This window comes from Psychrobacter sp. NPDC078501, from assembly GCF_044900935.1.
Lineage (GTDB): Bacteria > Pseudomonadota > Gammaproteobacteria > Pseudomonadales > Moraxellaceae > Psychrobacter.
The window spans coordinates 685,448-696,874 of the sequence record NZ_JBJDOS010000001.1; the positions used below are offsets into that span (position 1 = coordinate 685,448).

At 46.9% G+C, this 11,427-nt stretch carries 10 protein-coding genes; all 10 read right to left on the reverse strand.

From position 1 onward, the window contains the following. Position 1: 1 nt before the first annotated feature. Positions 2-310 (reverse strand): NADH-quinone oxidoreductase subunit NuoK, encoded by a 309-nt coding sequence (gene nuoK / locus ACI2IW_RS02840; RefSeq protein ID WP_025653102.1) that lies wholly within the window; start codon positions 308-310, stop codon positions 2-4. A 98-nt stretch (positions 311-408) separates the two neighbouring features. Then, the gene (gene nuoJ / locus ACI2IW_RS02845; RefSeq protein ID WP_404692570.1) at positions 409-1,152 is read right to left on the reverse strand and encodes an NADH-quinone oxidoreductase subunit J; all 744 of its coding nucleotides are present in this window, start codon (positions 1,150-1,152) and stop codon (positions 409-411) included. After that, positions 1,149-1,697 carry an NADH-quinone oxidoreductase subunit NuoI gene (gene nuoI / locus ACI2IW_RS02850; protein ID WP_010198902.1) on the reverse strand — a complete coding sequence of 183 codons (549 nt, stop codon included), beginning with the start codon at positions 1,695-1,697 and terminating at the stop codon, positions 1,149-1,151. Before nuoI ends, nuoJ begins: the two co-directional genes overlap by 4 nt. A 58-nt stretch (positions 1,698-1,755) precedes the next feature. Continuing rightward, positions 1,756-2,748, reverse strand: a complete 993-nt coding sequence (gene nuoH, locus ACI2IW_RS02855) for an NADH-quinone oxidoreductase subunit NuoH (protein ID WP_180958090.1) — start codon at positions 2,746-2,748, stop codon at positions 1,756-1,758. A gap of 52 nt (positions 2,749-2,800) precedes the next feature. Next, on the reverse strand, positions 2,801-5,869 hold the full coding sequence (gene nuoG / locus ACI2IW_RS02860) for an NADH-quinone oxidoreductase subunit NuoG (RefSeq protein ID WP_404692571.1): 3,069 nt from the start codon (positions 5,867-5,869) through the stop codon (positions 2,801-2,803). Between the two features lie 10 nt (positions 5,870-5,879). Then, positions 5,880-7,304, reverse strand: a complete 1,425-nt coding sequence (gene nuoF, locus ACI2IW_RS02865; RefSeq protein ID WP_404692572.1) for an NADH-quinone oxidoreductase subunit NuoF — start codon at positions 7,302-7,304, stop codon at positions 5,880-5,882. Continuing rightward, positions 7,301-7,810, reverse strand: a complete 510-nt coding sequence (nuoE, locus tag ACI2IW_RS02870) for an NADH-quinone oxidoreductase subunit NuoE (RefSeq protein ID WP_057758927.1) — start codon at positions 7,808-7,810, stop codon at positions 7,301-7,303. Before nuoE ends, nuoF begins: the two co-directional genes overlap by 4 nt. Positions 7,811-7,957: 147 nt before the next feature. Continuing rightward, positions 7,958-9,733 (reverse strand): NADH-quinone oxidoreductase subunit C/D, encoded by a 1,776-nt coding sequence (nuoC, locus tag ACI2IW_RS02875; RefSeq protein ID WP_404692573.1) that lies wholly within the window; start codon positions 9,731-9,733, stop codon positions 7,958-7,960. A gap of 152 nt (positions 9,734-9,885) precedes the next feature. Next, positions 9,886-10,554 carry an NADH-quinone oxidoreductase subunit B family protein gene (locus tag ACI2IW_RS02880; RefSeq protein WP_101206265.1) on the reverse strand — a complete coding sequence of 223 codons (669 nt, stop codon included), beginning with the start codon at positions 10,552-10,554 and terminating at the stop codon, positions 9,886-9,888. 175 nt (positions 10,555-10,729) lie between these two features. After that, positions 10,730-11,353 (reverse strand): NADH-quinone oxidoreductase subunit A, encoded by a 624-nt coding sequence (gene ndhC / locus ACI2IW_RS02885; protein ID WP_347161684.1) that lies wholly within the window; start codon positions 11,351-11,353, stop codon positions 10,730-10,732. Positions 11,354-11,427: the final 74 nt, after the last annotated feature.

Genomic DNA, 11,427 nt, shown 5'->3' on the forward strand with positions numbered 1-11,427 from the left:
ATCATCCTTTCATCTCATTGGCGCTATCGACATCGAGATGCCCACGCTGATGATAAAACCGCAATAATATTGCCAGACCAATTGACGCTTCAGCCGCAGCCAACGTCAAAATAAAGATAAACATAATCTGTCCGTCTGGATCGACCCAGCGACTCCCCGCCACCACAAATGCCAGTGCCGCCGCATTCATCATGATCTCAAGGCTCATGAGCATAAATAGAAAGTTGCGTCGTACCATGACACCGCATAGACCAATGGCAAATAAAATTCCTGCCAAAATCAGTCCATGGCTCATGGGTATCATACCCAGTACGTTTTGCGCCTCAGCAACTGGCTGTACTAAGCCTGCCACCTCGTGGGCAAACGGCACGTTTGACACATCTTGTGCCACGCTCGCTGCTAGTACCATTAGTCTGACTCCTTGCGCGTCACTTTGTTCGCACCTACTTGACTGCCTCCCTTCGTGCCAACCTTCATACCAACATAGTCATGCGGGTCGACATCTTTATATTCGTAAGGCTTAGCCATTTGTACCGCGTCATACTCTGTGTGAGTGCTGTCGTTATCGTACAGCTCAATACTACCCACGCTTGGCTGAAAGTCTTGGCTATCGTTACCAATGATCTCTTCATCAATCGACTCTTTACCCAAATGATAGGCCGCAACCAGTGCTGCTAGCAGTAGCAACGCCGCCACTTCAACGAGCATAATGTATTTGGTAAATAGCACCGTACCCACTGCTTTGGCAGAGATAGTCGTGCCACCCATCATGACAGCTTCATCGTGATTGAGACCAATCATCGCATAGAGCACAACGGCAATGATTATCGTCAATCCTGTCGGTATCGCCCAAGTGCCGGCATCAAGCCAACGCTCTTCGCGCTCGTCATTGCTCATGCCCAAATTAAGCATCATAATGACAAAGACAAATAGCACCATAATGGCACCAGCATAAACAACAATCTCTAGCGCACCCGCAAACGGCGCTCCTAATACAAAAAATATCCCAGCAATTGCCAGCAACGATACAATCATCGATAAGATAGCATGCACTGGATTGGCCTGAGTCACTACGCGCAGACTGGCAAATACTGCCACTGCTGCAAGCGAATAAAACCCAGCCAGTTCAGGATGGTTCAAAATATTCATCATGGTAGCAAGCTCCTTAGATCAATCGGTGCAGACTCATTTTGTGCTGCGCCTTTTGGTTTATCTGCTACCGCCATACCTGTCACACGATAATAGTTATAATCAGGGTATTTACCTGGTCCTGAAATGAGCAAATGCTCTTTTTCGTAGACCAAATCTTGGCGCTTATATTCACCCAGTTCAAAATCTGGGGTCATTTGAATCGCTGTCGTTGGACAGGCTTCTTCACACAATCCACAAAAGATACAGCGTGAGAAATTGATACGGAAAAACTCTGGATACCAGCGTCCATCTTCACGCTCGGCTTTTTGTAATGAGATACACCCTACCGGACATGCCACCGCACACAAGTTACAAGCGACACAGCGCTCGTCTCCATCAGGATCACGCGTTAGGACAATACGTCCACGAAAACGCGGCGGTACAGGTACCGGCTCTTCAGGATAAAGGATGGTGTCACGCGGTCTGAGCGCATGACTATTGACCATCCACATGCTGCGGACAATGGTAAATATACCAATGACGGTCTTTTTTATGGTAGTAAACATGGGATTATTATCCTTATCAGCTTTACCCTAGTTCATCAGTGATGGCTACTAGTAATGACTATAACGTTGGAGAAAAGATCAAAATGACCGCAGCAGTAACCAACAGATTGATCAAGGTTACGGGCAGACATACTTTCCAGCCAAAGTTCATCACCTGATCATAACGCGGACGCATGAGTGAGCCTCGAGCCAAAACAAACATGGTCATAAAGAATAGCGTTTTAATCATGAACCAAAAAGCTGGTGGAATAAATGGAATATCTAAATTGAACGGCGCAAGCCAACCGCCAAAGAACAAGCAAGTCATCAAGGCAGAAATCAAGACAACGTTGACATACTCACCAATAAAGAACATACCAAACTTCATGCCAGAATATTCAACATGATAACCTTCAGCCAGTTCTTGCTCTGCTTCTGGTTGGTCAAATGGATGTCTATGCGTAACGGCAACACCAGCCACCACAAATGTTAAAAAGCCAAAGAACTGCGGGATGATATACCAGCCGTCTGCTTGCGCTTCGACAATGGCACGTAGGTTAAATGAACCTGTTAGCGCAACAACGCCCATCAACGACAAACCCAAAAACACTTCGTAGCTGATCGTCTGTGCAGCAGAGCGCAAACCACCGAGTAGCGAGAACTTATTGGCAGACGCCCAACCACCGAACATCACGGCGTAAACAGCAATACCAGCCATGGCAAAGAAAAACAGAATACCAATATCCCAATCAACCACGCCAAGCGTTGGCGAGATAGGAATAATGGCAAATGAAGCCAAGGCAGTAAACATTGCGACCGCAGGTGCCAACGTGAACATAAACTTATCGGTAAAGTTTGGTGTCCAATCTTCTTTAAAGAAGATTTTGAGCATATCGGCGACTAACTGCAACGAACCAAAAGGCCCAACACGGTTTGGACCATAACGATCTTGCCATAAGGCCAGCATGCGGCGCTCATAGATAATCATCATTGCGGCAACCAATACTACGACCAAAAAGATGACTAAAGACTGACCCACCAAAAACAGAATAGACCAAGTATCAAAACTCATGCTATTGGCCAAAAAGCTTGGCACATCAGGGATAATACGGGTAACTTGCATATTACACCTCCTGTGTGGTGGTCGGCGCTGCATTTATTTGCGCTGTGTCATTATCATTAATCATGTCGTTAGCCATGCTACCCATCATCGTTACTGGTGCATCCACTTTACGTACCGATGCTGGCATCGATGGGTGAATGATACTCACCTGCCCAACGGGGTAACCGATACAGCCTTCTGCCAAATAACCGACCAGCTGTACTGGCAAGGTGATTTGTTGCTTATCGACTTCTATCGCCAAGTAATCACCAGCAGCAATATTCCAGTCTTTGGCATCATCTATACCGATACGCCATGCAGCAACAGGTAGTTGCTCTGCAACTATTGGGCTACGTGATGCCATCATTGAGCTGGCATAGATATTATGAATCGGTACCAGTTTGGCTTGGCCTTGCTGCAAGTCAGTTGTATTCGAAGACATCGCTTCTGGCGCCACATATTGACGAGTGGCTAGGCGCTCTAGCTGATCGAACAAACGCACACCTGGATCACCATTTTTCAAATGACCGCCGACTTTGTCTTGGTATTTGTTCCACGCTTGCGGTGAGTTCCAACCTGCTGCATTGGCAAAAGGAATCATCGAGCTTGGCGTTTCTTTACCGCTATAACCTTCCATTGAGAAAGTTAGACCAGTATCCAAATCTTTTGGCTGCATTGGCTCGTGCACTGAGATTGGCGCACGCATAGCAGTACGACCTGAATAACGACGCGGTTGACGCGCGATTTTCAGACCCGTTATACGGTAATCAGCATCAGGCGCAGCGCCTTTAATACCTGCAAGTTTAGGATGGGTGGCAATCAACGCATTGATAACATCATCTAGCTGCGTCCAGTCGACATCACGACCTTCAATGCTGCTATGCACAGCATGTATCCAACGCCAACCTTCTTTGATACTGCTCATCGGATGGTAGTATTCATTATCGTAAACTTGGAAGAAGCGCTGTGCACGACCTTCAGCTGATATCAATGTACCATCCGCTTCTGCAAAGCTCGCCGCTGGCAATACAATATCGACGTCTTTATGCCAATCAAGGAGCTGATGATCTAACGCGATGACCGTTTTATCAGTCAATAGCTGCGTCAATTTATTGGCATCAATCGCATCTGTTAGCTGGTTTTCTGCAACCACAACCACATCGTAATCAGTCGCTAGCAGTTCTTCAACTGACTGACCGCCAAGCATACAAACACCCATGCTATTGGCATCAGGAACCGTTAGATAAATACCTGCTTGTGCATGATATTTTTTATTGACTTCTTTTAGCTCAAGTTTTTCCGCAGGCTCGCGCTCGACGTCATCTTGTGCTTCTGTATTCACGCCCGTTTCAGGTTTGTTTGGCTTAGCAGATAAGTCTTGGTCTTCTTCAGGCTGGTCATTAGCCGCTTTTGCTTGGGCTGCCTGTACTTTGGCATTATGTGCCTCAACCTGCTGTTGCTCAGTCGCTTTAATTGCTGTGCGTTTTTGCGTGAGTACCTGAGTGATTTGCGCGGCTGCTTCTATTAAAGCAGTCGATGACAAGCTGCTACCCGAGATGACTAGCGGCTTATCTGCTTGAACCAAGTCATAAGCAATTTGCTGAGCGAGTGCCTGCATCGCATCAGTATCGACACCTTGTTCAGTCGATTGTGGATCTGCTATTTCTGCCAAGTCATCAGCAAAGTTAGCAATCTCATCAGCCACTTTAAAACCCAGTTTAATGATATCTTCAGGTGTGGCAACCACGCTGACTTTACTGATGTCTTCTAGCTTGGTTTGGGTCACATCGATGACATAGACTGGACTTAACGCATCTTGCGCGATACGCTTAACCGGTTCAGCAAGCCAATGCTGCGTCTGTAATGCCGCCGCCATTTTTAGGCCTTCGTTCTTTGCCGCTTGGCGTACTGATAGCGCTACTCGTGATGAGGTTTGCGTGATATCTTCACCCAATACCAACACCGCATCATGACTTTCAATATCCGTCATACCTGGGTTATAAATACCCTCGGTGCTGAGTACTTCGATACATTTATTGACCAGTGCTTGCTGCTGATGATTAAGACCGGTTGAGAAACTATCAAAACCAACCAAATTCTTAAGGGCAAAGTTGGTCTCAAGGCTGGCGCGCGGCGAGCCAATACCGATGACTTTTTTATCTTTGATGCGTTTGATGGTTTCATCCAATGCATAATCGATATTGATTTTGACATGCTTATCGTTGATACGCTCAAGCGCTTGAGTTGGACGATCGTCACGATTGACATAGCCGTAACCAAAACGGCCACGGTCACATAAGAAGTAACGGTTTACTTCGCCGTTATAGCGGTTTTCGATACGGCGCAATTCGCCATAACGCTCACCTGGAGAGATGTTACAACCTGCTGAGCAGCCATGACAGATACTTGGCGCATACTGCATGTCCCATTTACGGTTATAACGCTCAGAATGCGTTTTGTCAGTAAACACACCGGTTGGGCAAACTTCCGTTAAGTTGCCTGAAAATTCGCTTTCAAACTGACCATCTTTATCACGACCAAAATAAACGCGATTGTTTGAGCCATAAACACCCAAATCTTCGCCGCCTGCATAGTCCTTATAAAAACGTACACAGCGATAGCAAGCGATACAGCGGTTCATCTCATGCGCGATAAACGGACCAAGCTCTTGGTTATGATGGGTACGTTTGGTAAAGCGATAACGACGACGGCTATGACCTGACATATACGTCATGTCCTGCAAATGACAATGTCCACCCTCTTCGCAGGTTGGACAGTCATGCGGATGGTTGGTCATCAGTAGCTCAACCATCGACTTGCGGAATGCTTTGGCTTCATCGTCAGTGACCGAGATGTACATGTCATCGCCAGGGGCAACCATACATGACATAACCAGACGACCGCGACCGGCTTCCATATCTTCTTTATTTTGGAATTGCTTGACCGCGCACTGACGGCAAGAACCGACTGAGCCAAGGGCTGGATGATAACAAAAATACGGCACATCAATGCCGAGTGATAAGCAGGCTTGTAGCAAGTTATCTGCGCTATCTACTTCGACAGTGGTCCCATCAATATGTATGACTGCCATGCCGCTCTCCTTATTTCACTTCTGGCTGTTGATTGGCTGCAGCATCAATGACATCTACACCAACCGCCTGCGCGATTTTTTGATCAAACTCTGGACGGAAATATTTAATCGCACTCATCAGTGGTTCCATCGCACCCGGAGCATGCGCACAGAATGTTTTACCAATCCATAAGTCACGCGTCAGACCCTCTAGTTTTTCCACATCGCCGACTTGCCCTTCACCATCATTGATGGCGGTAAGCAGTTTAACGCCCCAAGGCAATCCATCACGGCACGGGGTACAGAATCCGCAAGATTCGCGTTGAAAGAAAATCTCAAGGTTGCGCAGCAGTGGCACCATGTCCTGTGCTTCGTCAACGACCATAATCAACCCAGTACCCATACGGCTACCGGCTTCTTGAATGGTGTCGAAATCCATGACCACATCTAAGTGATTGGCAGTCAAAAAGTCAGTCGATGCACCGCCAGGTAGCCATGCTTTTAACGTCTTACCTTCTTTCATGCCGCCAGCCAACTCTTCGATAATCTCGCGAGCCGTATAACCAAATGGCAATTCCCACAGACCTGGGTCATTGACCAATCCTGAGCAACCAAACAGTTTGGTGCCTGGCGTTTTACTTTTACCTTTAATCTCGGATAGTGATTGATACCACTCTACGCCGTGATTCAAGATGGCTGGCATATTGCATAAGGTCTCAACGTTATTGACAACCGTTGGTCTGCCCCATGCACCAGAGATTTGCGGGAAAGGGGGTTTGGTACGTGGGTTAGCACGGCGACCTTCTAAGCTGTTAATCAATGCGGTTTCTTCACCGCAGATATAACGCCCAGCGCCAGTATGCACATGCAGATTGAAGCTAAAGTCTGAGCCAAGAATATTGTCGCCCATTAGATTATTGGCCAGACATTCTTCAATAGCCGCAACCAAACGCTCAGCAGCCAATATATATTCACCGCGGATAAAGATATAGCCGTCAGTCGCGCCGATAGCGTGCGCAGTAATGAGCATGCCTTCAATCAACTGAAACGGCAGACGCTCCATCAATAGACGGTCTTTAAAGGTACCCGGCTCCATTTCATCAGCATTACAGATGAGGTAGCGTGGCAAGCCGTCTGGTGGTGACATAAATGACCATTTAAGACCGGCGTTAAAACCTGCACCGCCACGACCTCTGACGTTGGCTGCTTTAATCATATTGCCGACGTCTTTAGGCGATTTAGATAGCGCTTCTTTTAGACCAGCGAAGCCTTTTAGAGACTCATAAGTGGCTAAATCAAGCACCGCATCATGATGGGCTAAACGCCACGTCAATGGCTTGGTTTCGCTAGTGGCGGTCGCTTTATCACCATAGATTGGAACACGCTGTGCATTTAGCTGGCTTGGCGCTTGGCCTTGACCGCGACGAGCAATTTGCTCTGAAATCGTTAAACTCATGCGTATAGCTCCAATAATTGCGCGACCTCAGATGGCTGGACAGGGCCGTAAGTGTCTTCATCAATCAGTACCGCTGGTCCCTTATCACAGTTGCCCAAGCAGCAAATTGGCAATAGCGTAAAACGTCCATCAGCAGTTGTCTGACCATACTCAATACCCAGCTGTGATCTGATCTCAGCTGATAGCGCCTCATAACCTGTCAAATAACACGCCACAGAGTCGCATATGAGAATCACATGGCGACCGACAGGTTGGCGATAAATACGGTTAAAGAAAGTCGCAACCCCATCCATATCTGACATCGGGATATCTAGGATATTGGCAATGGCATTTGCTTGCGCATCATCGACCCAGCCGTTACGCTTTTGCACGATTTTTAGCGCATCTAGCGAGGCGGCACGCGCCTGTGGGTAATGGTGCATAAACTCATGAATGGCAGCAATTTCATCACTAGTGAGAATGCTTTCCACATCTACTTTTGGCATTTTGTCGGAAACAATTTTCATAATCTTCTATCTTTCCTCACTCATCCTGCTCTATCACTAAACAATATCAGTCTGATTACAACTGTAAATATATTGAAAGGTAACAGCATTTTAGTGTGCCATCAGGCAATAATATATTGATGAACAAATACTTTTGAAGCGGCGGTCCTAACGATCACAGTCCGCCATCACGATATCGATCGATGCCAGATACATAATGGCATCAGAAACCAGCGAGCCATTGATGACCGATGGCATCTGCTGCAAATGCGCAAATGTCGGCGTACGAATACGGGTACGATAGCTCATCGTGGCCTTGTCTGAGGTGATGTAATAACTGTTCAGACCTTTAGTCGCCTCAACGATCGTCGTACATTCGCCCGCTGGCATCACAGGACCCCAAGATACTGAAATAAAGTGATTAATAAGCGTTTCGATATCATTCAATGTACGGTCTTTCGGCGGTGGTACGGCCAGTGGATGATCCGCTTTATAAGGGCCTTGTGGCATATTGTCCATACATTGACGGATAATACGCAATGACTGACGCATCTCTTCGACTTTGACCATACAGCGATCATAAGCATCACCGTTGTAACCAACTGGCACTTCAAAATCGTAATTCTCATAGCCCATGTATGGACGCGCTTTACGCAAATCAAAGTCAACGCCTGTCGCGCGCAGACCAGCGCCAGTCACGCCCCAAGCCAATGCTTGCTTAGCATTGTATTGAGCAACCCCTTGAGTACGGCCTTTGAGCACGCTGTTTTGCAATGCTGCTTTGACATATTCGTCCAAGCGTTTTGGCATCCAATCTAAGAACTCACGCACCAAACGCTGCCAGCCACGTGGCAGATCAGCAGCAGTACCGCCGATACGGAACCAAGCGGGATGCATACGATAGCCAGTCACGGCTTCGATGACGTCATAGGCTTTTTGGCGATCGGTAAACATATAGAATACAGGTGTCATACCACCCGCATCCTGAATGAACGTACCGACGAATAGTAAGTTATTGGTAATACGGAAAAACTCACTCATCATCACGCGGATGGTTTCAGCACGTGGTGGAATCGTAATTCCAGCAAGCTTTTCGACCGACATGATGTACGGCAGCTCATTCATCACACCGCCGAGATAATCAATACGGTCGGTATAGGGAATAAATGAGTGCCATGTTTGGCGCTCAGCCATTTTTTCTGCGCCGCGATGGTGATAGCCGATATCAGGAATACAATCGACGACTTCTTCACCATCAAGCTGTAATACCAAACGGAAGGCACCGTGAGCAGATGGATGGTTAGGACCGATGTTCAAGAACATAAAGTCTTCGTCACGACCTGAACGCTTCATGCCCCACTCTTCTGGGACGAAACGCAGGTTTTCTTGCTCGTATTGTTGCTTAGCAGTATTCAAGAAGTACGGGGTAAATTCAGTCGCGCGCGCATGGTACTCTTTACGCAGTGGATGACCTTCCCAATATTTCGGTAATAAAATACGGGTCAAATGCGGATGTCCAGTAAAGACAATACCGAACATGTCCCATACTTCACGCTCATACCAGTTGGCATTTGGCCAAATATTGGTGGCGCTCGGTACATTGACATCGTCTTCGCTTAGCGCAACCTTGATACGTACATCACTATTGCGCTCAAGCGACATCAAGTGATAAAACACCGTAAAGTCACTGTCAGGCAAACCCGCGCGATGCTGGCGCAAACGCTCATCTATCGCTGACAAGTCAAATAGCATGACGTAAGGTTTAGGCAGTTTGCGCAAGAATAAGAGAACGTCTAATAAATCAGCACGCGCCACCCAAACCGTTGGAATCTCATCCACAGTCTGCTGCACGACAAATTTACCAGCATACTTTTGCTCCAGCTCTGTGATGACTGCTGGGACGGGCTTGATCTTAGGATCTATGTTTTCGACTACCGTGACCATGAATGATGTATTCCTTCATTAATCATAACTGAACTATGTTAGTCATAACCGAACTATGTCAACCATAACTGAGCTATGTTAATCATAACCGAACTATGATAAGCGCATAAAATATTGAAACTGTTGCTACAAGTCTAAATGCCATTTGAAACTTAAATACTGTCTGGGCTGCGCAAGTTTTTGACAGCGATACGATCTGCTTGCTTGCGGTCACGCTCAGGCGTCATTTGCGGCTGATAGATCCCCTGCTCATTGACATGGATACCCAGCGGACGACGCTCTTTAGTGATAGATTCTTGCAACAACATCAAACCCTGAATAAGCGCTTCTGGACGCGGCGGACAACCTGGTACATACACATCAACAGGGATAATCTTATCGACGCCTTGTACGACAGAATAAATATCATACATGCCGCCCGAGTTGGCACAGGCACCCATAGAGATAACCCATTTTGGCTCAAGCATTTGCTCATATAGGCGCTGGATGACAGGGGCCATCTTAACGAAGCAAGTACCAGCGACGATCATGACATCCGCCTGACGAGGCGAGGCACGGATAACCTCTGCCCCAAAACGTGACAAATCATGAACGGCGGTTAAGGTAGTAGCGTATTCAACATAACAGCAAGAGGTACCAAAGTTAAATGGCCACAGTGAGTTCTTACGCCCCCAGTTTGCTGTTGAATGAACGAGGTCTTCGAGACGACCCATAAAGACGTTTTTATTCACTTCATCTTCGATAGGATCATTGACCGTTTGACTGGTCTGTGCAGGATAGGTATCTGCATCGGGGTTGGCTTTTGTTAATGTGTATTTCATAACATACAACCTTTATATTAGGCTTGGCGTGGCAATCATCTTGCTCGCGCTGTCACCATAACTTTTATGATAAATAAGTGGCTAATCATCACCGATCATTAATACAAACAGAACTGATGCCTTCATGCTTTGCTGCTCGTTTTTGCAAACGCTATAAGCTGAGCATCAACTGTTATTAACGTTCAGTTTTGTCCTGCTGAGCAGACGTCGCAAAATCCACAGAAGTAACGTTACCCGTGGTATTAATATGATCGATGTTTTGTAGATGACGACGATTGGTCTCAATATTGTTTGAGACATTGATTTGACCGGATGACTGCGCTGGCACTTTACCTGTCGGATCGACCATTAGCTCATGAGCGCCATCAAACTTGGTGATGTCTGCCAAATTAAAGCCTGCAGGCGCCGCATATAAGCGTACTTTTTTGCGTAACTTGTCAGCAGGTGCCCAGTTCATCGCACCCAAGCTCAGCTCATAAATCAAACCGATAATCAGAATAGTGATAAACGTGCCAGCAGCGGCAAAGCCAAGCCAACCTGCCTCGCGTACTGACACAGCATAAGCGTAGAGATATAGCGCCTCTAAATCAAAAATCACAAAGAAGATTGCGACCAAATAAAATTTGGCAGACAAACGAATACGGGCGTTGCCAGATCCGACAACACCCGCTTCAAACACTTCTTCCTTTTGTGAGCCTTGAGAGCGACCGCCAAGTAAGCGCGGTACGACCAGCATAAAGACAACTAGCCCAATGGCGGCTAAGATAAAAGCAATGGCTGACCAATTAAAAGCAGACATGATAATACGTGCTCCTCACCCAATCGAGTGTTAGACACAGCGCAAGCACTGACCCACTCAGGCCATGTTGCGAC